General features: G+C 66.0%; 18 protein-coding genes. 7 read left to right on the forward strand and 11 right to left on the reverse strand.

The window, feature by feature from the left end:
• Positions 1 to 61: 61 nt before the first annotated feature.
• From P6U24_RS03720 to P6U24_RS03740, 5 genes are all read right to left on the reverse strand, one after another.
• The gene (locus P6U24_RS03720) at positions 62 to 1,348 is read right to left on the reverse strand and encodes an MATE family efflux transporter (RefSeq protein ID WP_407160761.1); all 1,287 of its coding nucleotides are present in this window, start codon (positions 1,346 to 1,348) and stop codon (positions 62 to 64) included.
• A 126-nt stretch (positions 1,349 to 1,474) separates the two neighbouring features.
• The gene (locus tag P6U24_RS03725; protein ID WP_407157855.1) at positions 1,475 to 2,209 is read right to left on the reverse strand and encodes an MBL fold metallo-hydrolase; all 735 of its coding nucleotides are present in this window, start codon (positions 2,207 to 2,209) and stop codon (positions 1,475 to 1,477) included.
• 13 nt (positions 2,210 to 2,222) lie between these two features.
• Positions 2,223 to 2,525 carry a DUF6460 domain-containing protein gene (locus P6U24_RS03730; protein WP_407157856.1) on the reverse strand — a complete coding sequence of 101 codons (303 nt, stop codon included), beginning with the start codon at positions 2,523 to 2,525 and terminating at the stop codon, positions 2,223 to 2,225.
• A 115-nt stretch (positions 2,526 to 2,640) separates the two neighbouring features.
• Entirely contained in the window at positions 2,641 to 4,527 is a 1,887-nt protein-coding gene (locus P6U24_RS03735) for an ATP-dependent DNA ligase (RefSeq protein ID WP_407157857.1), read from the reverse strand.
• Positions 4,524 to 5,561 carry a ligase-associated DNA damage response exonuclease gene (locus P6U24_RS03740; protein ID WP_407160762.1) on the reverse strand — a complete coding sequence of 346 codons (1,038 nt, stop codon included), beginning with the start codon at positions 5,559 to 5,561 and terminating at the stop codon, positions 4,524 to 4,526. Before P6U24_RS03740 ends, P6U24_RS03735 begins: the two co-directional genes overlap by 4 nt.
• 52 nt (positions 5,562 to 5,613) lie before the next feature.
• Between P6U24_RS03740 and P6U24_RS03745 the strand changes: the two genes are divergently transcribed.
• From P6U24_RS03745 to pdeM, 4 genes are all read left to right on the forward strand, one after another.
• Positions 5,614 to 6,540 carry a methyltransferase domain-containing protein gene (locus tag P6U24_RS03745; protein ID WP_407157858.1) on the forward strand — a complete coding sequence of 309 codons (927 nt, stop codon included), beginning with the start codon at positions 5,614 to 5,616 and terminating at the stop codon, positions 6,538 to 6,540.
• A 102-nt stretch (positions 6,541 to 6,642) separates the two neighbouring features.
• Positions 6,643 to 7,875 (forward strand): ABC transporter substrate-binding protein, encoded by a 1,233-nt coding sequence (locus tag P6U24_RS03750; protein WP_407157859.1) that lies wholly within the window; start codon positions 6,643 to 6,645, stop codon positions 7,873 to 7,875.
• A gap of 179 nt (positions 7,876 to 8,054) precedes the next feature.
• Positions 8,055 to 10,754 (forward strand): ligase-associated DNA damage response DEXH box helicase, encoded by a 2,700-nt coding sequence (locus P6U24_RS03755; RefSeq protein WP_407157860.1) that lies wholly within the window; start codon positions 8,055 to 8,057, stop codon positions 10,752 to 10,754.
• Between the two features lie 52 nt (positions 10,755 to 10,806).
• The gene (pdeM, locus tag P6U24_RS03760; protein ID WP_407160763.1) at positions 10,807 to 11,487 is read left to right on the forward strand and encodes a ligase-associated DNA damage response endonuclease PdeM; all 681 of its coding nucleotides are present in this window, start codon (positions 10,807 to 10,809) and stop codon (positions 11,485 to 11,487) included.
• Between the two features lie 190 nt (positions 11,488 to 11,677).
• On the opposite strand, the gene P6U24_RS03765 is transcribed toward pdeM, so the two are convergent.
• The gene (locus P6U24_RS03765) at positions 11,678 to 12,541 is read right to left on the reverse strand and encodes a LysR family transcriptional regulator (RefSeq protein ID WP_407157861.1); all 864 of its coding nucleotides are present in this window, start codon (positions 12,539 to 12,541) and stop codon (positions 11,678 to 11,680) included.
• 97 nt (positions 12,542 to 12,638) lie between these two features.
• Between P6U24_RS03765 and P6U24_RS03770 the strand changes: the two genes are divergently transcribed.
• Positions 12,639 to 13,577, forward strand: coding sequence for a DMT family transporter (locus P6U24_RS03770; protein ID WP_407157862.1), 939 nt, complete (start codon positions 12,639 to 12,641; stop codon positions 13,575 to 13,577).
• 64 nt (positions 13,578 to 13,641) lie between these two features.
• Here P6U24_RS03770 and P6U24_RS03775 read toward each other — a convergent pair whose 3' ends face one another.
• The 5 genes from P6U24_RS03775 to P6U24_RS03795 all read right to left on the reverse strand — a co-directional run bounded on the left by P6U24_RS03775 (position 13,642) and on the right by P6U24_RS03795 (position 20,923).
• A complete protein-coding gene (locus P6U24_RS03775) occupies positions 13,642 to 14,427 on the reverse strand; it encodes a TIGR02186 family protein (RefSeq protein WP_407157863.1) in 786 nt (261 codons plus the stop codon).
• Positions 14,424 to 15,350 carry a sulfite exporter TauE/SafE family protein gene (locus tag P6U24_RS03780; RefSeq protein ID WP_407157864.1) on the reverse strand — a complete coding sequence of 309 codons (927 nt, stop codon included), beginning with the start codon at positions 15,348 to 15,350 and terminating at the stop codon, positions 14,424 to 14,426. The genes P6U24_RS03775 and P6U24_RS03780 overlap by 4 nt, the downstream gene beginning before the upstream one ends.
• A 390-nt stretch (positions 15,351 to 15,740) precedes the next feature.
• Positions 15,741 to 16,553 carry a hypothetical protein gene (locus P6U24_RS03785; protein WP_407157865.1) on the reverse strand — a complete coding sequence of 271 codons (813 nt, stop codon included), beginning with the start codon at positions 16,551 to 16,553 and terminating at the stop codon, positions 15,741 to 15,743.
• 174 nt (positions 16,554 to 16,727) lie between these two features.
• Positions 16,728 to 20,144 carry a hypothetical protein gene (locus P6U24_RS03790; protein WP_407157866.1) on the reverse strand — a complete coding sequence of 1,139 codons (3,417 nt, stop codon included), beginning with the start codon at positions 20,142 to 20,144 and terminating at the stop codon, positions 16,728 to 16,730.
• 191 nt (positions 20,145 to 20,335) lie between these two features.
• Positions 20,336 to 20,923: a PadR family transcriptional regulator gene (locus P6U24_RS03795; protein ID WP_407157867.1), complete on the reverse strand. Its 588-nt coding sequence runs from the start codon at positions 20,921 to 20,923 to the stop codon at positions 20,336 to 20,338.
• Positions 20,924 to 21,038: 115 nt separating this feature from the next.
• Between P6U24_RS03795 and P6U24_RS03800 the strand changes: the two genes are divergently transcribed.
• The gene (locus tag P6U24_RS03800; RefSeq protein WP_407157868.1) at positions 21,039 to 21,440 is read left to right on the forward strand and encodes a nuclear transport factor 2 family protein; all 402 of its coding nucleotides are present in this window, start codon (positions 21,039 to 21,041) and stop codon (positions 21,438 to 21,440) included.
• Positions 21,441 to 21,567: 127 nt separating this feature from the next.
• Complete coding sequence (locus tag P6U24_RS03805) at positions 21,568 to 23,358, forward strand: acyl-CoA dehydrogenase C-terminal domain-containing protein (protein WP_407157869.1); 1,791 nt, start codon at positions 21,568 to 21,570, stop codon at positions 23,356 to 23,358.
• Positions 23,359 to 23,363 lie beyond the last annotated feature (5 nt).

Here is a 23,363-nt window from a genome sequence, read left to right on the forward strand (position 1 = left end):
GTCACGGCGTACTGGATCGTCCGCCTTCGCGGACGATGACAGTTGTGGAAACGGGGAGACTTCAATTCTTCCCAAACGACGCCCGCACCAGCGCCGGGTAGCGCGCCGCCTGCAGGCCGCCGCGCGCGGCGTAGTGCACCAGGAAAGCGATCCACAATCCGGTATTGCCGAGGTCGCGCAGCGCGACCCACGTCGCCAGGAACAGCGCGAGCGAAGCCACCATCAGGTTGCGCATGTCGCGCGCCCAGGTCGCGCCGATATAGATGCCGTCGAAGCCAAAGGCGAACACCGCGAGCAGCGGTGAGATCGTTACGAAGAGAAGAAACTCGCGCGCGGCGAGCCGGACCGGCGGACTCAAAGTCATCAGGTCGATCAGCGCAGGCCCGAACAGCGCGAGCACAGCGGTGACCAGCAGCGAGAAGCCGAAGCCCCAGGCGATGACGAGGCCGGTGGCGGCGGTGAAAGCGCGCCGGTCACGGGCGCCGATGGCATGGCCGCATAACTGCTCGGCGGCATTGGCGAGCCCGTCGAGGAAGAACGCGCTGACCAGCAGAAAATTGTTCAGCACCGCATTCGCGGCCAGCGTGACGTCGCCGGCCCGCGCGCCCTGTGCATTGAAGAACAGGAACACCGCGATCAGCGCCGCAGTGCGGATCATGATGTCGCGATTGACCGCGAGCATGCGCTTCAGCTTGTCACGGTCGAGCAGCCTCTGCCGCGGCACCGACAAGCCGTCGGGCTGCAGCCGCCGCGCGATGACGATGCCGAGCATGACGCCGGATCCTTCCGCGATCACGGCGGCGCCGGCTGCGCCCGCGATCCCCGCTTCGAACAGGATTACCAGCAGCAGGGTGGCCGCGACATTGACCAGATTGATCGCGATCTGCATGGCCAGCGCAAGCCGCGCGCGGGCCTGCCCCACCAGCCAGCCGAGCACGACATAGTTGGCGAGCGCCAGCGGCGCCGACCAGATCCGGATCGCAAAGTAGGTCCGGCCGGCGCGGCTGACGGCCTCGGAGCCGCCCATCGCGTCGAATACCAATGCCGCCAGCGGAAGCTGCAGCACGATCAGAGCCGCGCCGGCGAGAGCGGCGATCAGGAGCCCGCGCACCAGCACCAGGCGCATCTCATCGGTCTCGCCGGCGCCGAGCGATTGCGCGGTGAAGGCCAGCGTGCTCATACGCAGGAAACCGAACAGCCAGAACAGGCAATCGAAGATCACCGAGGCCATCGCGACGCCGCCGAGCAGGCTGGCCTCGCCGAGCCGGCCGATCGCCGTGGTGGCGACAATGCCGATCAGCGGCGTGGTCAGGTTGGCGACCATCGCAGGCCCGGCGATCGCGAACACGCTCGCGCTGGTGACAGTCGGCCTGGTCTGTGCTGGGGAATGCAACGGAATGCCCGCCCGCCTTGCTAAGCCGCCGGACATCACGTCTGGCGCGAGCCGTCCTTTAGCGATGTTCTCAGTATGACGCTAGAGCTCGATGCTCATACCGTCATGCGCCGCCGTATAGGTCAGCGTCGGCAGCCGCGACAGCATGTCGTCGCTCATATGGGTGAGGACAAGCCGCTTCGGCTGGATCTCGCTGAGATGTGCTCCCAGCGCTGCCAGGCTGAGATGGTTCTTGACGGCCTTCTCGTAGGTATACGCCTCAGCGATGAAGAGATCGGCCCGATGCCCTAGCGGGATCAACGTTTCCGTCCATTCGGTGTCGGCGCTGTAGGCAATGACGCGCCCTTCGGCTTCGATGCGATAGCCGAGAAACGGTCCGCCGGACTCGCCGTGCACGACCGGGTAGGGGGTCACGCTGACCGCGCCGAAGCTGGCGGTCTGCTCCGGCGCGAGCGTCACGAGTGACAGCTCGAATTTCTGCTTGGTTTTAGAGGAATTCTCAAATAGCGCTTCCATCAGTTCCGGCAGCTTGGTCTCGATTCCCAGCGGACCTGCAATGACGAGCGGCCTGCACCGGCGCGAGAATTGCGCGTCGAGCAGGAAGAAGGGCAGGCCGGCAAAATGATCGCCGTGGAAATGCGTGATCAGGATCAGCTCGATGTCGTTCCGCGCGATATCGAGCCGCTTCAATGCCGGCAGCGACGAGGCGCCGCAATCGATCAAGAGATTGGTGCGCTCGCCCGTGAGATGAAAGCAGGTGTTGTTGCGGCCGCCGGAGCCGAACGCGTCACCGCAGCCGACGAAGCGCAACTGCATCGGCTGCGATCCTCTACCGGCCGCGTGGCGCGAACAGGCGCGACAGGAACCAGACCGGGATCACGATGACAGCGCCGAGCAGGAAGTAGCGCCACAGCCAATTGAAGGCATCGAAGCCGAATTCATATAGCCGCTGCACGAGCAGGCGGATGCTATAGATGATGTTGAGCGGATCGAAGCCGATTGCGGACAGTACGACGCCGACCAGGATCGACAGCAGGATCAGCCGGAACGCCACCGCGAGCGGCGAGCCGCCGAGAAAACGGGAGAGGCTGTCCTGGCTGCGAGCCGGATAATCCCTGATCTCGTTCGACATTCGATTCGTCTCCGGGGCAAGTTCGTATGCCCATTATAAGCGACGCAGGGCAGGTGGGGAACCCGGCACGCGACTGCAAGCGACTTACCGGCATTTAATGATACGAGATGCGGCACTATGCGGACGTTTCCGCTTTCAGCATCTTCTCCAGCGTCTCCAGGCGATCGGCCTCGCGCGGCGGCTTGTCCCAGCGCAGGCGGTTGATGCGCGGAAAGCGCATCGCGACGCCGGATTTGTGTCGCACCGAGCGCTGCAGCCCTTCGAAAGCGACCTCGAGCACCAAGCCTTGGTCCGGCTCGTGTACGACATGGCGGACAGGTCCGAACTTCTCAGTTGTGTTGCGGCGGACGAAGCGGTCGATCTGCAACAACTCCTCGTCGGTGAAGCCGAAATAGGCCTTGCCGACCGGCACCAGCTCGTCACCGTCCTCGCTCCGCGTCCAGACGCCGAACGTGTAATCGGAATAGTAGGACGATCGTTTGCCATGGCCGCGCTGCGCATACATCAGCACGGCATCGATGATGTGCGGATCGCGCTTCCATTTCCACCATTGGCCCTTGGGCCGGCCGGGCAAATAAACCGCGTCGCGCCGCTTCAGCATCACGCCCTCGACGGCCTCGGCGTCCTCTCCGGCACCTGCGGCGGCAGGGTCGGCGCGTGCCGCGGCGAGCTCCTTCCAGGTCGAGAAAGCAACAGTCGGCGACAGGTCGACGCGTGGGTCGTCGAGCTTCTGGATGAACGCCTCTAACCGCATGCGCCGCTCGGCAAAGGTCAGCTCGCGCAGATCGCTGTCCTCATCGTGCAGCAGGTCGTAGGCGCGCAAATGGATCGGATAGTCCTTGAGCAGCTTGGGCGAAACTGTCTTGCGATTGAGGCGCTGCTGCAGCACGTTGAAGCTCTGCACGCGGCCGTCGCGGACCACCAGCAATTCGCCGTCGAGCGCGCCGGGCAGATGCAGCGATGGCAGCAGGTCGGGGAAGCTTCCGGTGATGTCCTCGCCGCTGCGCGAATAGAGCCGCGTGACCATGTGCCCTCTTGGATCGCGGCCGCTCACCGCCTGCACGCGGATGCCGTCCCATTTCCATTCGGCGATGTAGTCGGCCGCATCCATGCCGGCGAAGTCCTCGTCCTCCACCGCATGCGCCAGCATGACGGGGCGGAACGGCGCAGGATCGCGATTGACCGGCTTGTCCGCGCGGCCTTCGAGCCAGGCGAACAGGTCGAGATAGGGCGGGGTGAGGCCAGGCCAGATCAGCTCGACATCGTGAGGGTCCTTGTTGCCGAGCGCGGCGGCGGCGGTCTTGGCGAGGCGCGCGGAAATGCCGATACGCAAAGCGCCGGTCACGAGCTTTAAGAGCGCCCACCGCCCGGTCTCGTCGAGCTCGTCGAGCCAGTGCGCCAGTTGCCGCGGCAACTCGGTCTTGCCGAGCGCGCGCAAGGTGGTGACGACTTCGGTGAGGGTCGGAGGAGGAGGGTTGTTGTGCAGGTTCGAAACAGGAGGCGCTTCTGAGAGACCTATCGTGTGGTACCCCCTTCCCTGACCCTCCCCCGCAAGGGGGGAGGGAACGGAGAGAGCGGTGTGTGTCGGACGATTTTCAGTTGTTGAGACTGCAGCCATCTCGCTGGCAAATATATCGCTCTGCCGCCGCCCCGCACTCAACTCGGCTCCCTCCCCCCTTGTGGGGGAGGGCTGGGGAGGGGGGTAGCCAGGAAAAGACTGGTCATGACCTGCCTTCGGCCACATCAGCGCGACAGTCTCGGACAAATCGCCCACATAGTCATAGGACAGCGCGAACAGCGTCGGATCAGTGCGCGCGGCGATGAGGTCGCGGATCAGGCCCGGCTTGGCGTGCTTGAACGACAAGGTGCCGGTGAGCGCCGCCAGCGCGTAGCCGCGGTCGGGGTCCTCGACCTCGCGGAAATAGGCGGTGAGCAGGCGCAGCTTGTTGTTGCGCCCCGGCTCATAGGCCAGGCGATCGAGCAGCTCGGCAAAGCGGTTCATGCGTCCGCTTCCTCCGGTGCCACGACTTCGCTCTCCTCCTCGTCGCCATAGCCGACCAGATCGAGTGGCCGCGCGGCAAGGCCCTTGGTCCTGCACCAATGCACCAGCGCGTCCTCCTGGCCGTGGGTGACCCAGACCTCGCCGGCGCCGGTCGCGCCGATGGTCGTGGTGAGCCCATCCCAATCGGCGTGGTCGGAAATCACCAGCGGCAGCTCGACGCCGCGTTGCCGGGCGCGCGCCCGCACCCGCATCCAGCCGGAGGCGAATGCCGTGACCGGATCAGGAAAGCGCCGCGTCCAGAGGTCGGACGTCGCGCTCGGCGGCGCCAGGGTGATGGTGCCGGCGAGATCGGCTTTCTTGATGCCCCTCACCGGGCGCAGCTCGCCCAGCGCAATGCCCCTGTCCGCATAGTACTGCGTGATCTTGGCCATCGCACCGTGGAGATAGATCGGCGCGTCATAGCCGGCCTCGCGGATCAGCGCGATCACGCGCTGCGCCTTGCCGAGTGAGTACGCGCCGACCAGATGTGCGCGCTCCGGAAACAGCGCGACAGAGGCGAGCAGCTTTCGCACCTCGGCCGCGGCGTCGCCATGGCGGAACACAGGCAGACCAAACGTCGCCTCGGTGATGAAGACGTCGCATTGCACGAGCTCGAACGGCGCGCAGGTCGGGTCGCGCACGTCCTTGTAGTCGCCGGAAGCGACGACGCAGGTGCCGCCGCAGGAGACCTTGATCTGCGCCGAGCCCAGCACATGCCCTGCGGGGTGGAAGCTCGCCGTGACCTCGCCCAGCCTGATCTTCTCGCCGTAAGCGATCGCCTGCGTCGAGCCCGCGAAGTTCTCGCCATAGCGCAGCCGCATGATATCGAGGGTTTCCTGCGTGGCCAACACCGCGCCATGGCCGGCACGGGCGTGATCGGAATGGCCATGGGTGATCAGCGCCCGTTCCACGGGCCGCGTGGGGTCGATATGGAAGCCGCCGATCTGGCAGCAGAGGCCCGCCGTGGCGGGCATCAGGATGTCTTGCGGGCGCATTTCTGTCATATAGGGCGGAGCTGCAACCGATCGAGTCCGCTCCAGTTCCATCATGCTTGGCCGCCTGTTCCTGTCCTCCGGCGATCTGATCGCCGACCGCCGCTACGAATTCGCGCGCGACCTACAATTGCGGGGCGATCTCGCTGCGGCGGCGGAGGTGCTGGAGCAGGCCATCGAGGTGGCGCCGAACTTCGCCTCGGCTTGGTTTTCGCTGGGCGAGATCCGCGCGGAGCTGGACGATCGCGATGCAGCGGTTACCGCGTTCGAGCAAGCCCGCGCCTCCGATCCGAGCGATCGTCATGGCGCCGGTGTCTGGCTGATGCGCCTCGGTGCCGCGCCGGTGACCGCGATGCCGCCTGCCTATGTGCGCTCGCTGTTCGATCAATATGCACCGCACTTCGACAACGAGCTGACCGAGCGGCTGCACTATCGCGCGCCGGCGTTATTGTTCAAGGCGGTGCTCGCGGTGCGTGCCGCCGAGCGTAAACCCGCCTTCTTCAAGCGCGCGATCGATCTCGGCTGCGGCACTGGCCTCGGCGCGGCGGCGTTCGCCCAGAATGTCGAGACGTTCATCGGGATTGATCTCTCGCCGGGCATGATCGAGCAGGCCCGCGCCACCGGTCTATATGCTGCGCTCGAGGTCGATGACATGACAGCTGCGCTCGCGCGGCAGGCAGATAGCAGCGCCGATCTGGTGCTCGCCGCAGATGCGATGGTCTATGTCGGCGAGCTCGCACCCGTGCTGAGCGAAATACAGCGCGTGCTCATGTCAGGCGGTCTGCTTGCTTTGACGGTCGAGACGCATGATGGTGACGGTGTCATCATGGGCGAGGGGCTGCGTACCGCCCACAGTGCGGATTACATTCACGCGGCGGTCGCCACGGCCGGCCTGTCGCTGGCGCATCTCGAACCGGCGAGCCCGCGCACCGAGGACAAGGTGCCGGTGCGTGGCCTCGTGGTCGTTGCTGCGAAGACTTGAGTCTAGGCGCTACGCGTTGCGCTGCAGCGCGACAACTTCGCTCTTGCCGCGTCCCTCCCGATGTCCGCACAATGTGCGCGTCCAGGGAGAGAGATACATAAGATGAAAAATCATCCGACGCGGCGCGAATTTTGCGCCGCCGCGCTTGCGACCATCGGCGCCTCCACCGTCGCCGCGCCTTATGTCTGGGCCGCCGAGAAGAAATACGACGCCGGCGCCAGCGACACCGAGATCAAGCTCGGCCAGACCGTGCCGCATTCCGGGCCCGGCTCGCTCTATGGCGTGCTGGGCCGCATCGGCGAAGCCTATTTCCAGATGCTGAATGAGCAGGGCGGCATCAACGGCCGCAAGATCAAGTTCCTTACCATGGACGATGCCTATAGCGCGCCGAAATGCGTCGAGGCGACGCGGCGGCTGGTCGAGCAGGAGGAGGTGCTGGCGCTGTTCGGATCGCTCGGCACCGCGCCGCAGACCGCCGTGCACAAATACCTCAACGCCAAGGGCGTGCCGCAGCTCCTGCTCAACACCGGCGCGTCCAAGTGGAACGATCCGAAGAACAACAAATGGACCATGGCCGGTCTGCCGCTCTATCCGACGGAGGCGCGTATTCTCGCCAAGCACGTGCTCTCGGTGAAGCCGGAGGCGAAGGTCGGCATCCTCTATCAGAACGATGATTTCGGCCGCGATTTCCTGGGCCCGTTCAAGAAGGTGCTGGCGGACGCCGGGGGCAAGGCGCAGGTGATCATGGAGCAGACCTATGATCTGACCGATCCGACGGTCGACTCTCAGCTGATCAATCTGTCGAAGTCGGGTGCGGACGTGTTCTACAATATCACCACTGGCAAGGCGAGTTCGCAGTCGATTCGGAAAGTCGCCGAGCTCGGCTGGAAGCCGCTGCAATTGTTGTCGGCGGGGTCGGTGGGCCGCTCGATCCTGAATGCAGCCGGACTGGAAAATGCGACCGGCATCGTCGCGATCCGCTATTCCAAGGATGCCGGCGTGCCGCGCTGGAAGGACGATCCGGACGTGAAAGGGTTCGAGGCGCTGCGTGCGAAATATCTGCCCAATGTCGATCCCGACAACACCATTGCCTATGCCGGCTACGGCCAGGCGGTGACGATGGGCGAGATCCTGCGCCGCTGCGGCGATACGCTGACGCGTGAGAACGTGCTGAGACATGCTTCGACGCTCGCCGGCTTCCACTCGCCGTTCTTCCTCGACGGGGTCAGCTACAGCTACACACCTGACGACTACACGCCGATGAAGACTCTCTACATCTCCATCTTCAACGGCAAGGACTGGGACATTTCGGACAAGCCGATGACGGAGGGTTGATTTGCCGTCATTGCGAGGAGCCGAAGGCGACGAAGCAATCCCTAGGGTCTGGATTGCCTCGCGGAGCCTGTCATCGGACCACGCCTTCGCGCGGACCCGTTGGCTCGCAATGACGGCGGGGGCGAAATACCGGTCTCGCCACCCTCGACGAAGCCGAAGTGAGCACTTAATTTTTGCGGGTGCCGCCCCGCGTTTCACCAGCTCCGATCGACGACGCAGCCGCGTTGCTGCCGGACCATTTCCAACAATGGTTCGCAGCACGCGGATGGGCGCCGCGCGCGCATCAGCTCGCATTGCTTGAGAAGGCGCGCGCCGAGCGCTCGGCGCTGCTGATCGCGCCGACCGGCGCGGGCAAGACGCTGGCGGGATTTCTGCCGAGCTTGATTGAGCTGGGAGGCGTCTCCCGCGCGCAGTTGCCACCTCCCGCCTTGCGGAGGAGGTCGACGCCCGAAGGGCGGTGGGAGAGGGGTGAGCCTCTCGCTCTGAGCGCTGCCATTGACCCCCCTCCCCAACCCTCCACAAGGGGGGAGGGAGTGGAGACAGCGCGCCGTGGAGCGATCTCCACCGGCCGCAGCGTCATCCGCTCCTCCGGCCTGCACACGCTCTACATCTCGCCGTTGAAGGCGCTGGCAGTCGATATCGCGCGCAACCTGCAGACCCCGATCGCCGAGATGAACCTGCCGGTCAAGGTCGAAACCCGCACCGGTGACACGCCGGTGTCGCGGCGGCAGCGGCAGCGACGCTATCCGCCCGACATCCTGCTGACGACGCCGGAGCAGCTCGCTTTGCTGCTCGCCTCCGACGACGCGCCATACCTGTTCTCCTCGCTCAAGCGGATCGTGCTCGACGAGCTGCATGCACTGGTCACCTCCAAGCGCGGCGATCTCTTATCGCTGGCGCTGGCGCGGCTGTGGCGCCTCGCGCCGCAGATGCGCGCGATCGGACTATCGGCGACGGTCGCCGAGCCCGACTCACTCGCGCGTTTCCTGGTGCCGCAGCCGGACGGCCTCACCGCGTCGGCCGACGTCGTCGTTGCCGGCGGCGCCGCGCAGCCGATCGTCGAGATGCTGGATACGCGCGAGCGGTTGCCCTGGGCCGGCCACACCGCGCGCCATGCACTGGCTGAGATTTACGAACTGATTAAGTCCAATAAGACGTCGCTGATCTTCGTCAACACCCGCAGTCAGGCCGAGATGCTGTTCCAGGATCTCTGGCGCATGAACGACGATAATCTCGCCATCGCCCTGCATCACGGCTCGCTCGACGTCGCGCAGCGCCGCAAGGTCGAGGACGCGATGGCGGCGGGACGACTGCGCGGCGTGGTCTGCACCTCCTCGCTCGATCTCGGCGTCGACTGGGGCGACGTCGACCTCGTCGTCAATATCGGCGCCCCCAAAGGCTGCTCGCGTTTGATGCAGCGGATCGGCCGCGCCAATCACCGGCTCGACGAAGCCTCGCGCGCGGTGCTGGTGCCCGCGAACCGCTTCGAGGTGCTGGAATGCAGCGTCGCCATAGACGCCATTGCCGAGAATGCGCAGGACACGCCGCCGCTGCGCACGGGCGCGCTCGACGTGCTGGCGCAGCACGTGCTCGGCTGCGCCTGCGCCGAGCCGTTCCTCGCCCACGAGCTCTATGAGGAAGTCTTGACGGCTGCGCCGTATGCGACGCTGACGCGCGCTGATTTCGACGACGTCGTCGAGTTCGTCGCCACCGGCGGCTATGCGCTGAAGACCTATGAGCGCTTCGCGCGCATCAAGCAGGACAGGGAGGGCCGCTGGCGCGTCGCCAATCCGAAGGTGCGGCAGAGCTATCGGCTCAATGTCGGCACCATCGTCGAGGAGGCGATGCTGAAGGTGCGGCTGGTGCGCTCGCGCAGCGGCGGCGCCGGCACAGCAAGCGCAATTGCGCGCGGCGGCCGGCTGTTAGGTGAGATCGAGGAGGCTTTCATCGAGGGCCTGACGCTCGGCGACACTTTTGTGTTTTCCGGCGAAATCGTGCGCTACGAGGCGCTGGCGGAAGATCAGGTTTATGTCAGCAGAGCCAATGACAGTGATCCCAAGGTGCCGTCCTATATGGGCGGAAAGTTCCCGCTCTCCACCTATCTGGCCGATCGCGTGCGCGGACTGCTCGATGATTCCCGCGCCTGGAAGGGACTGCCGGAACAGGTGCGCGACTGGCTGGCGCTGCAGACGGATTTCTCCCGCGTGCCGGCGCGGCGCGAGCTCTTGGTCGAAACCTTCCCACGTTCCAACAAGCATTATCTCGTCTGCTATCCCTTCGAGGGCCGGCTCGCGCACCAGACGCTCGGCATGCTGCTGACGCGGCGACTGGAGCGGGCCCGCGCGCGGCCGCTCGGCTTCGTCGCCAATGAATATGCGCTGGCGGTGTGGGGGCTCGGCGACACTTCGATGATGGTGCGCGATGGCCGGCTCGATCTCGATGCGCTGTTCGACCCGGACATGCTGGGCGACGATCTCGAGGCGTGGCTCGCCGAATCGGCGCTGATGAAGCGCACGTTCCGCTCCTGCGCCATCATCTCGGGCCTTATTCCGCGCCGCTTCACCGGCGAAGAAAAGACGCGTCGCCAGGTGCTGTTCTCGACCGATCTCGTCTATGACGTGCTGCGCCGGCATCAGCCCGATCACATGCTGCTGCGCGCGGCGCGCGCCGACGCAGCCACTGGCCTGCTCGACCTGAAGCGGCTTGGTGATATGCTCGGCCGAATCAAGGGACGAATCACCCATCGGGAACTCGATCACGTCTCGCCGCTCGCGGTGCCGGTGATGCTGGAAATCGGCCGCGAGTCCGTCTATGGCGAGGCCTCCGACGAGCTCCTGGCCGAGGCTGCCGACGAGCTGGTCAAGGAGGCGATGGGGTAGCAACACGGCAGGATGAATTTTGCGGGGCACTGATCCAACGACATCGTCAAGCATCGGTCTCGTTGGCGATGCCGCCTTCGATCTGGCTGGCGTGACGTTCCTTGCGGATCTCTCTGGCGCATTGCTGTGGGAGGCCGAGCGCCTGCTTGTGGTCTCCGACCTGCATCTGGAGAAAGGCTCGAGCTTTGCGAAACGCGGCACCCTGCTGCCGCCATTCGATACCGCCGCAACGCTCGCCCGGCTCGCCTCGGTCACCGCGCGTCATAATCCGCGCACCGTGATCGCGCTCGGCGACAGCTTTCACGATCGCCATGCGCACATGCGGCTGTCGGATGCGGATCGCGTGCAGCTCGCCACGCTGCAGACCGGCCGCGACTGGATCTGGATCTCGGGCAATCACGATCCGGCGCTGCCGCGCGATCTCGGCGGCACCGTCGCCGAGATCATCGCGATCGGTGCGATTGCCTTCCGCCATGAGCCGACCGGCGCGCGCGGTGAGATCGCCGGCCATCTGCATCCAAAGGCGCGGGTGGCCACGCGTGCGCGCCGGGTCGAGCGGCGCTGCTTCGTCTCCGATGGCGAGCGCGCCATCATGCCGGCCTTCGGCGCCTATGCCGGCGGCTTAAGCGTGCGCGACGCGGCGTTCGCAAAGATCTTCCCGCAGCGCTCGTTCGTCGCTCATGTGCTCGGTGACAGCAGGCTGCACAGCATCGCCGCGGCGAAATGTTATTAGAAGTTGGAATCAGTGGTGTGCGCCGCGAGCGCCGCTGTGCCCTCTCTCCCGCTTGCGGGGGAGAGTTGGAGAGGGGGCGCCACGAACACCGCTGGTGCGGCGGCCGCCTCCCTGGCCCTCCCCCGCAAGCGGGAGAGGGAACATACCGCTCGTGCAGCGAAATGATGGCCATGTGAGCGGGCGCAGGTCGCTACGCCGCCTTGGCCTGCACCTTCTCGCAGAACTCGGCGAGCCGCTCGGCCAGCCTCAGCGTCGCCGGGCTAGCATCGGGTGAGGCGACCAGCGCCAGCTCGGTGCGATCGATCGGGGCAAAGCCTTCGGCTGCCGTCAGCACGCGGTGATCGGCCTGAATTGCCATGTCCGAGAGGATGCCGAGCCCCATGCCGGCCGCGATCGCAGCCTGGATGCCGGCAAGGCTCGATGAGGTATACGCCATGTGCCAGGCACGCGCCGACATCTCCAGCGAATGGATGGCACGCGCCCGATACAGGCAGCCGGCGGGGAAGCCGATCAGCGGCAATGACGCGCAATTGAGATCGACCGGGTGGTTGCGGCTGGTGACCCAGGAGACCTGCTCCGGCCAGGCCGCAATCGCATCTCCTTCACCCACCCCGCGCTTGTGCAAGGCGAGGTCAAGATCGCCGCGCTCGAGATCGCGTTTCAGATTGATGCTCTGGTCGGCGCGGACGTCGAGCCGCAACGTGGGGTGGGCGCGGGAAAATCCCGCCAGAACCTTCGCCAGACGATAAGCGGCGAAATCCTCGGGGATGCCGAGCTTGACCGCGCCATCGCCGCCCGGACGCGCCACGACGTCACGCGCCTCCTCGGCCAGCGCCAGCAGCCGCCGCGCATAGGACAGCAGCCGCTCGCCGGCCTCGGTCGGCGTCACGTCCTTGCCATTGCGATGGAGCAGGATCTGGCCGAGATCGTCCTCCAGCCGCCTGATCTGCTGGCTCACGGTCGACTGGGTGCGGTGGACGCGCTCGCCGGCCCGGGTGAAGCCGCCGGCCTCCACCACCGAGACGAAGCTGCGCAACAGCTCAAGATCGAGCATGCCCAACGGCCATTTATAAAATCACTGCATCCTAGTATATCATTTAATTTCCAAATGGGAAGGCCCACCCCTAGATCAGGGCGGAAGGAGACTTCCCATGTCGCTCGCGCCCTCGGTATCCATGCCCCGCTCAGGATTGAATTCCCTGCCGTTCGAAATCGGCCTGTTCTGCCTGCTCTGGAGCTTCGCCTTCGTCGCCGGCAAGGTCGGCGTCACCTACTGTCCGCCGCTGCTGCTGCTGGCCGCGCGGTTCTCGCTGGCCGGCGTGATGATCCTCGCCTTCTCCGTTCTGCGTCGCGACGCCTTTGCGATGAGCCGGCGCGATGCCCTCGTGTTCGCGATCATCGGCATCGCAAATAACGCGCTCTATCTCGGTCTCGGCTATACCGGTCTGAAGACCGTCTCGGCCGGGCTCGGCGGTCTCATCGTCTCGGCCAATCCGGTGTTTACGGCCGTATTCGCAGCGCTGCTGCTGGGCGAGGCGCTAACCTGGCGCAAGATCGCAGGGCTTTCGCTCGGGATCATCGGCGTCGCCATGATCGTCTGGCACCGGCTGTCGGTCGGGTCGGACCAGCTCGAGGGCATTCTTTACACGCTGGCTGCGCTTGCTTCGATCGTAACGGGTACCATCCTGTTCAAGCAGCTCGCGCCGAAGGGGTCGCTCTGGATCGGCAATGGCATTCAGAATCTCGCGGCCGGTCTCGCGCTGTGGCCGTTCGCGCTCAGCTCCAATATGGATGCGATCGTGTGGAATGCGCAGCTCGCCGGCGCCTTTGCCTTCCTGGTGTTCGGCGGCTCGATCTTGGCCTATGTCCTGTGGTTTCACATGCTCAAGGTCTGCGGCGCCACGGCCGCCAGCGCCTATCATTTCGTGATGCCGCCGCTCGCGATGGTGTTCGCCTTCCTCGTGCTCGGCGAGCACGTCGCCGTGCAGGATCTGTTCGGAATCATCCCGGTCGCGCTGGGCGTCTATCTGGTAACGCGCACGCCGGTGGCGGCGGGGAGCACGGCTCCAGAGGCCGCGACGAGCCGGTGATCCAGTCTCCGTGTCATTCCCCGCGAAGGCGGCAAGCCGGGCGATGACAGCGGGATGCGGATCTTCAATCTCTCCGAAACACGATCGACGCCATCCAGCCGGTCATCAGCGCCATCGCTGTCGTGATCAGGCCATACACAAAACCGTTCTGCCGCGCGGTGCTGGCGACGAACTGCTCGAAGCCGACCTTGACGATCTCGAACGCGGTTTCGGTCTTGGTGATATAAGCGCCGTTCGCAAACAGCTTGATCTCGACCTCATAGGTGCCGATCGGCACCGCGGCGGGCAGCGGAATGCCGGTGCGGAACAATGTCGATGTCAGGAACGTCACCGCCGTGGTGTCCTCGCGATAGAGCCCGTGCCGGGACTGCAGCCGCACGAAGGCGTGACGGAAGACGTCGTCCGCCAATGCCTCGGCATCGGCGGGGCCTGCGCCCTCCTGCAGCCGCACATTGGCGAGTCCGAGCTGCTGGCGCCGCTGGACCTCGGGCGAGGCGATCGCCTCGATCGGCCGGTTGGCGAAGACAGCGAGATAGCCGGGCACGTTGGGGAATTGCCGCGCGTCAGTGTTGATCCAGATGCCGAAGCGCCGCTCCTTGCGCCGCGTCACCATGTCGGCGCGCGGGCCGCGCACTGTGACCACGAGGTCGTAGCTATCAGGTGCGGCGGCCGTCGGCCCGTCCCTCTCGACGGAGCCGAACAGCACCAGCTCCTCGCCCGCGTAGTTCGGCGTCACCGTCACGCGATGGTTCGAGACCGAGACGATCAGCCGCTCCGCATGCGCCGACCCTGCGAGGCCGGCCGCTATCAGCGCCAATGCAATGGTTGCGGCGACACGGCGCGCTCTCATTGGCTCACTCCGATTTCGCGGATCGTGAACAGGTCCTCCGGCCGGATCACGAGCTCGATGGCGAAGCGCACGCCGACCGCGAGAATGAGAAGGCCGAGCAGCAGCCGCAGCTGCTCGCCGCGGATCCTCTGGCCCGCACGTGCGCCGAACTGCGCGCCGGTGACGCCGCCGACCATCAGGATCAGCGCCAGCACCGCGTCGACCAGGTGATTGGTCGCCGCGTGCAGCAGGGTTGCGACCATCATGGTGACCAGCGTGAGCACCATCGAGGTGCCGATCACCGTCGAGGTCGGCACGCGCAGCAGGTAGATCAGCAGCGGCACCAGGATGAAGCCGCCGCCGATGCCCATGATTGCGCCGAGGAAGCCGATCAGGATGCCGATCGCAACCACCGGGATGATCGAGATGTAGATCTTGGAACGCTTGAAGCGCAGCTTCAGAGGCAGGCCGTGAATCCAGCCATGGCTGCCCGGCCGGCGGATCGTGACGGGGCCGCCGCGATAGGCGCGGATCATCGCGCGCAGCCCTTCATAGAACATCGCAGCGCCGACGCTGCTGAGCAGCACGACGTAGGACAGCGCGATCATCAGGTCGAGCTGGCCGAGCGCGCGGAGCAGCGTGAAGGTCGAGACGCCGAGTGCGGTGCCGATGATGCCGCCCGTCAGCAGCACCAAGGCGAGCGCGGGATCGATCGCGCGCCGCCGCCAGTAGGACAGCGCGCCCGAGAAGGAGGAGGCGGCGATATGGCTCGCCACGGACGCGACCGCAACGCCTGGCGTGATGCCGACGAAGATCAGCAGTGGCGTCATCAGGAAGCCGCCGCCGATGCCGAACATGCCGGAGACGAAGCCGACCGCCGCTCCCATCGCCAATAGCAGGAAGATGTTGACCGGGATGTCGGCGATCGGGAGATAGATCTGCACGCGCTGTCGCTCTTCTTTCCAGGCTCTGGCGCGAGGCGGCCGCGACCGCCCACGGCGTTAGTCCAAGAGGATGATATCTGATCGAGCGAGCGCCGCATCGGTGGTCCACCTCTCCCATTGGGAGAGGTCGGATTGCATCGAAGATGCAATCCGGGTGAGGGGTTACGGTCTATCTATCTTGAGCGCCGCGCCCCCTCACCCGGCGCTGCGCGCCGACCTCTCCCCGCAGGGGAGAGGTGGACCGAGTCCGCGGATGCCCCCTCGAACCGATCAGAGATCATCGCGATCACCCTGCATAGCCGAAATAGCTCGGGCGCGGGACCCGGGAAAATGCGTCACGCGGCTTTTTGCTGCGGATTTTGCGCGCGTCTTGGCGCAGGCTGGTGGTCTCTAGCGTATGTGGACCGGCGCGGTGACCAGGTTCATCGCCTGCGCGTCCTTGTCCTTGAGCCAACGGATCTCGCGCGTCTCGGACATCGCCTCGACGATCTCGGCAGAGACGCCCATCCTCGTCATGTAGCGCAGGATCGATCCGGTCACGCGCTGGGCATCGGCAACGGGATCTGCGACCGGTGCCGTCGTCGTGAAGCGATGCACGCCGAGCGCGGAGTTTTCGACGCCATAACGCGGCCAGCCGCCCGCATAGGCCATCACGCAGGCGCTGGCGCAATAGGCGGCTCGGACACGCCCGGAACGATCGGCAACACCGACCGCGGTCGCAAGCTCATGCGCGCGGATGATCTCGCCCATAATGATTGCCTGCTGGAGATTGCCGCCCGGCGAGGACAGCAGCACGACGTCGCCCTTGGCGAGATGCGCGTCGTCGATCCGGTCGCGCAGCCAGCTTGCCGCGGCAGGCCCGATCTCGCCGGAGATCGCAAGCGCGGTCCGGCCATGGCCGCTGTGGTCGATGTCGACATTCGGGATCAGTGTCGAGTTCAGGCTCGGCGAGAGGTACTGGTCTTTCCAATAGGCCCAGGCCTCCGGCCGCGACAGGTCGCGATAGGCGCGCACGCCGGTGCCCGCCACGAGCACAGAGAAGAAGATGACCGAGGCTAGGCGCCGCCACCAATAGACGGAGGGACCGGTTGCGGCGATCCGCGGCTGTGCCCGAGGCGCAGGTACTGCGCGCGGCGGCGCCACCCACGGACCGGTTGGCGAGCGCTGGAAGGAAGGTCCGTTCTGGTCAAGATCGTCTACCACGGCACGCACTCCGCACGGCAAGCGCCGTCGCACTGACGGCCGGTGCCTTCCTACACGGATTTGCGGGGCCGGACTATGATCTTCCGACGGACTGATGGCGTCTCTCAGCCAGAGAGGGAGCGCACCGTCTTCTGCGCAAAATTCTCGCGACGTCTCGAAAGCGACGTGCGCCGATCAGTGCGCCGCCGATGCGGGCGCGGCCGCTGCGGTGCGCTTGACCGCCGCCGGCTTTGCAGGCGGCTTGGCCACCGTCTGCGCCGGTGCCGCATCCCAGCCGCCGGCGGGTGCCGGCACGTTGATGGCATCGTCAGGCTGCGGCTCGGCGGTGAAGGTCTGGATCGCCAGCTTGGCGGCCGCGAGCGACTGCGGATCAAGGCGCCTTGCAACGTCGTCGCGCTTGCGCCCCGCATCGGCATCGCCCTGGGCCGCGGCCAGCGAGAACCATTTGTAGGATTCGGCGAGGTTCTGCTCGACGCCGATGCCGCGCGCATAGAGCACCGCGAGATTGAACTGGCTGTCGGCAACGCCGCGCTCGGCCGCCTTGCGGAACCATTGCGACGCGCTCTTGTAGTTCGCACCCTTGCCGCCGCCGTCGGCATCGAGCACCGCGAGATTGTGCATGGCCTTGGCGTTGCCGCGTTCGGCCGCCATCGTGTAGTAGCGGCGCGCGATGTCGGGGTCCTTCTTCACGCCGAGGCCCTTCTCGTAGAAGGTGCCGAGGCGGAACACCGCGGGAATCAGCCCGGCCTGCGCAGCGCGGTCGTACCATTTCGCGGCGTCCTCGAAATTCGCCGCCACGCCTCTGCCTTCGGCAAAGCGCAAGCCGATCTCGTAAGCCGCGGTCGGATCGCCTTTCAGGGCCGCCGCGCGCAGCGCGATGCTGCCGATCGCATCGGGCAGCCGCTCGGTCGCCGGCACCGGCACATTGGTGAGCTTCTGGCCGTTTGCGGCTGTCGGGACCGTTCCGGTGACTTCGCTTGCGGCCGGCGCGTCCTGATCCTGCGGGATCGCGAGCATCGCCACCGTCTCGGCCTCGGTCCGCATCGCGCGGTTATAGGATTGTCGCTCGAGCGGCGTCGGCGAGGTCATCGACGGCGCCGCCGGATCCGGCGCTGCGGCTTTCGGCGCCGGCGGCAGCGCCGGGGTCTGGAGCTGCGGCAACGTATCGCCCTGGGTTTGAATCGGGGGCGCGGGCGGCGGTGTGCTGCCGGCATCGAGCAGCGACATCGCGAACTTGAAGGTGCCGAGCACGATCACGACCACGCTGGCGCCGACCAGCAGCGAGCGGATTTTGGAGCCCAGACCCGAGGCTTCCCTGTCCGGATCGGCGCTGATCACCGGCCGCGGATTGTCCTTCGGCTTCTCCTTGCCTTTGTCCTTGGCCTTTTCCTTGACCTTCTTCGCCTTGTCGGCGCCCTTCGCCTTGGTGTCGGCCGGCTGGGCGGCCGCAGCCTGCGCGGCGCGGCGTGCGGCCGCAATGAAGCTCGAGGTCGACACGGGCTCGCGCTTGGCGGCGGGAAGCTCGCTGATCGCCTCCTCCGAGGCTGCGATGCGCTCGGCGGGCGAGGCGAGGCGGCTGGCGGGCCGCGTTCCCGGCTCCAGCGGATGATCCGGCGGCAGACTGGGCTCGATCGCGGCCATGCGCGCAGCCTGCGCCGCATGCGGTTCGAGGATATCGGAGATCGCCTTCGGCGGCAGCGGCAAGGTCGGCGGCACGGCGGCGGGCGCGGTTGTCGCGGCGTGGAAATCGCGCGGCGCGGCCACGAAGGGGGCCGGGCTTGCGGCCTGCTCGGCAGCGGGATTGGGCAGCTCGGGCTTATAGGACTCGAACTTCGGTTCGGTCTTGAGTGCCTCGGGCATCTGCGGCGGCACGGTGCGCTGTGGCGCCATCTCCGGATCGAGCGGCGGCACCAGCGGCGGCGAGGGCTCGACCGGCGTGGTGCGCGCGTTGCGTAGATCGCCCTCGATTGTCGACAGCCGGTCGACGACATGGCCGAGCGTCGAGTGCACGGCTTCGAGCGAGTCCTGGGTGAGGCGGTCCGCTTCGGTCTTGCTGAAGCGGATGTCTGTGAGCTCGCGCTTGACCAGGTCGATCAGGCCGGTGTCCACCGGCGCCTCGGCGGCGCGCTGCGCCCGGCTTTCGGAAAGTGCGGCGAACGTCGCCTGCTGCCGTTCGAGATAGCGTAGGATGTCCTGGAGCCCGTTCTCGACGCGGGCCATGTTGCCGCTGCGCGGATCCTGGGTCTCTTCCAGCCGCTCCAGCAGCTGGGCGACCCGCTGCTCCAAATGGGTAAAGCTCGACGCGCTGTCGGTGCCGACCTGCAACCGGTCGATGCGCTCGGACAATCCGCGCAGTGCCTCCTCGATCTGGGCGGTGCTCTCGCCGGCGCCGCTCGGCCGCTCGCGGCTTTCCAGCGCCGAGGTGAGCGCGGCGATGCGCTGCTCCAGCGTGGCAAAGGAGTCGCGATTGTCGCGCGCCTCGGCGACCTGGTCGACCTTCGACGACAACAGCCGCAGGTCGTCCGACAGCCGCACCAGCGCGTCATTGGAGGCGATGTTGGCGACGATCGCGCGGAGCGCGCTGATCGCGTTCTCGAGCTGCTGCACCGTGCCGGGATCGTCATTGGCGCGCAGGATCAGATCGAGCTTGGCACCGAGGTTGCGGATCGCCTCGTCATAGCCGGCGAGTTGTTCGGCCGGCGTCAGTGAGCTGACGACGTCCTTGATCTCCGCCAACGCCTGCTCGATGCCGGCCAGCGCCTGACTGTCGACGCCGCTCTGGCGGTTCTCGTCGATCCGGCGCGACAGCGCGCGGATCTCGCTCTCGACCGATTCGATGGCGCGGCGCGGCATCGCCTCGGTGAGCGCGATGCGGATTTCGGCAAGCTCAGCGCGGAACGCAATGATCGATTGCTCGATGACGTCGTCGGGCCGCTGCAGCGCCTCGAGCTGGCTGGTGATCTTCAGCAGTTGCCGCTCGAGCGCGGAATAGTCGGCTGCCGGCGGCGTCATCACCGGCGCACTCGCGGATGCCATCACGGGTGCGGTCGGCGGCGCCTGATGCGCGGCGAGCTGCCGCGGCCTGGGATTGTCGAGCTCGCTCTGCCGGGCACTGATCTCCGCCACCGCGACATCAAGCGAGGCCGGGCTCAGCGGCGCGCGGTAGAGCTGGGCCGCGGCGCGCTCGACGCCGTCGGGGCCGCGATATTGGTCCTCGGTGCTCGCACGGCGCAGGGGTGTCGAGATCTGCGACAGCCGCGCATCGAGCCGCGAAATCGCATCATTGAGCTGGCGCGCAACGCCCTGCTCGCCGCGGAGCGTTTCCCGGCGCGGGGCAGGGCGGGACATCTGCTCGATCTGGCGTGCGATCGAATCCAGCCGCTGGTGGATGTCGGCGACTTCGCGGGTCTCGCGCGCGATCGCCGCCGCGCGAGCATCCTGCGGAGGGCGGAAATCCGATGTGGACGTTGGGCCTGCGGTCGAGTTCAGCCAGTCGTTGTAGGTCATGCCGGCGCGCTGCGCGGCGGCCTCGGCTCGCTCGCGAACCGTCGGTTCGATGCCTTCGTGACTCAACGGTACGCGCGAATTCATGCTCTCGTCCGGTTCCGCTTGGGCGCTCCACCCGGCGCCTCCAGCCTCCCCGCACGTCCCGACGCAAGCATGGCCGGAATCCGCGCAGGTCGTCTGCTCCAGATCCCGACTTTTGGCCGTTACGGTAAATACCGGGTTAAGGATCGCCGTCCGGCCGGCCTAAAGTTTTGCAGGCGCAGCGATAAAGCGATTCAACCCCTGCTTTCGCCGGTATCCGCGCCGATCGCCACCACGTTGGTCGTGCCCGTGAGCGCGGACAGAGCCGTGATTGCCTCCTCGCACCATTCGGCCACCATCTTCTCGTGGCGTAGACCGATGCGCAGGTTGAGCAGCTTGCCCATGTCGGCAGGCGAGGCCGTGCCATCCGGGAAGCGCTTCTTCACGATGCGCTCATAGCGCTCGTAGCGGTCGCGATGATGCTCCAGCCGCGCCATCAGGTCGGCGCGCAGCGGCTCGATGTCCACGGCCTCCAGTGCATAGAGCCGGATCAACAAGTCGTCCTTGATCGAAGCTGGCGTGCTCGGCCGCGCCGCCCAGTGCCGGAATGCGGCGCGTCCTTCGGGAGTCAACGTGTAGACCAGCTTGTTGGGCTTTCCGGTCTGCACCACCTCGCGACCCTGGATGTAGCCGCGGTCGCGCAGCCGCGACAGCTCGCGATAGATCTGCTGGTGATCGGTCTTCCAGAAGAAGCCGATCGAGGAATCGAACGTCTTGGCGAGCTCGTAGCCCGTCATCGGACGTTCGGTCAGGCACGCGAGAATGGCGTCGCCAAGGGCCATTGTTGTCTGCTCTCAAGATCCTGATCGCGTCTCGCTTGACTTTATGCACAAAGGCGCATATGCGTCAATGTGCATATGCAGGAGCCAGCGGCAGCTTGGCCCGGAGGGAGCGTCGATGACAACGACCGGCCTTGCGAAATGGTACGGCTACATGACGTCGCACGACCGCGCGGCGCTTTGGGATCTGCTGCATCCGGACGCCGTGTTCGAGAGCCCGGTCGTGCACACGCCGCAGCGCGGCCGCGACATCACCTTCAAATACCTGTCGAGTGCCGAGAAAGTGCTCGGCGGTCCCGGCTTCAAATTTGTCGGCGAGTGGACAAGCGACACGGGTGCCGTGCTCGAATTTACCAATGAGATCGACGGCATCACCATCAATGGCGTCGATATCATCACGTTCGATGCGCAAGGGCTCATTACCCATTTCAAGGTCATGGTCCGGCCGTTGAAGGCGATCAACCTGCTGCACCGCCTGATGGGCGAGCAGTTGGTCAAGCCTGAAAGCGCATCGCGCTGACCAGTCCTTACGGAACTGCAACCGCACGTGGATAACCGTAATTGGAATCGCTAAGGTCCGCGGCCACCATTCGAGTGATCGTCGCGTCCGAGAATCGTCCCCTCAGCCTGCCTGCCGGAGATTTGAGATGCCGAGCTACAAAGCCCCCGTGGAAGATGTCAGCTTCCTGCTCAACGACGTGTTCCAGATCGACCGCTACGACAATCTGCCCGGCTTCTCCGATGCCTCCGCCGACGTGCGCGAGGCCATCATCGGCGAGGCGGCCAAGCTCGCCGAGGAGGTGCTGCAGCCGCTGAATCGCACCGGCGATCTGGAAGGCTGCAAGCGCAAGGACGACGGCAGCGTCACCACGCCGAAGGGCTTCAAGGAGGCATTCAACCAGGTCGCCGAGGGCGGCTGGCTCGGCCTCTCGGCGCCGACGGAATATGGCGGGCAGGGCTTGCCGGTGACGCTCAGCCAGACCGTCAATGAATTCCAGTGCTCCGCCAATATGGCGTTCGCGATGTATGGCGGACTCACCATGGGCGCGACCGCGGCGCTGCTCGTGCATGGCACCGAGGAGCAGAAGAAGACCTATGTGCCGAAGATGGTGGCTGGCGAATGGACCGGCACCATGAACCTGACCGAGCCGCATTGCGGCACCGATCTCGGGCTGTTGCGCACCAAGGCGGTGCGGCAGGCCGACGGCAGCTTCAAGATCACGGGCACCAAGATCTTCATCTCGGCCGGCGAGCACGATCTGTCTGATAACATCATCCATCTCGTGCTCGCGCGCATCGAAGGCGCGCCCGCCGGCATTAAGGGCGTGTCCCTGTTCGTGGTGCCCAAGTTTCTCGTCAATCCCGACGGCTCGGTGGGCGCGCGCAACGGCGTCACCTGCGGCTCGATCGAGCACAAGATGGGCATCCACGGCAACTCCACCTGCGTGATGAACTATGACAACGCCACCGGCTGGCTGATCGGCGAAGAGAACAAGGGCATGCAGGGCATGTTCGTGATGATGAACGAGGCCCGCCTCGGCGTCGCCGTGCAGGGCCTCGCGCAGTCCGAGGTCGCTTATCAGAACGCGGTCACTTACGCGCGCGAGCGGCTGCAGGGACGCTCGCTGACCGGCGCGAAGGCCACGGACAAGCCGGCCGATCCGATCATCGTGCATCCGGACGTGCGCCGGACGCTGCTCTCGATCCGCGCCTTCAATGAGGCGGCGCGCGCGATGGTGATCTGGACCTCGCTGAAGAGCGACGTCGCGCACCGTTCGCAGGATCCGAAAGATCGCCAGGCCGCCGATGATCACATGGGCCTGATGACGCCGGTCATGAAGGGCTACATGACCGACATGGGCTTTGCCAATGCGGTGCAGGCGCAGCAGATGTTCGGCGGCCATGGCTACATCGCCGAGCACGGCATGGAGCAGTTCGTGCGCGATGCGCGCATTGCCATGATCTATGAGGGCGCCAACGGCATCCAGGCGCTGGATCTGGTCGGGCGCAAGCTGCCGCGCGACGGCGGCCGCGCGGTGATGGCGTTCTTCGCCGAAGTCGGCAGCTTCGCCAAGGAGCATGCCGCGGATGAGGCGATGAAGCCTTATGTCGCGCCGCTCTCGACCGCGCTCGGCCATCTGCAACAGGCCACCACCTGGCTGATGCAGAATGCGATGACCAAGCCCGACAACGCCGGCGCGGCCGCGACCGACTATCTGCATCTGTTCGGCCTGGTCACCTTTGCGTATATGTGGGCACGGATGGCGAAGGTCGCGCAGGACAAGATTGCGGCGTCCGGCAGCACCCCATACCTTTCGACCAAGCTGACCACCGGCCGCTTCTTCATGGAACGCGTGCTGCCGGAGACCGCGGCACACCTGGCGAAGATCCAGGCCGGCTGCGCCACCATGATGGAATTGCCCGCGGAAGCGTTCTGAGGTGC

The sequence above is a fragment of the Bradyrhizobium sp. STM 3557 genome (assembly GCF_045571465.1).
Taxonomy (GTDB): Bacteria; Pseudomonadota; Alphaproteobacteria; order Rhizobiales; family Xanthobacteraceae; genus Bradyrhizobium.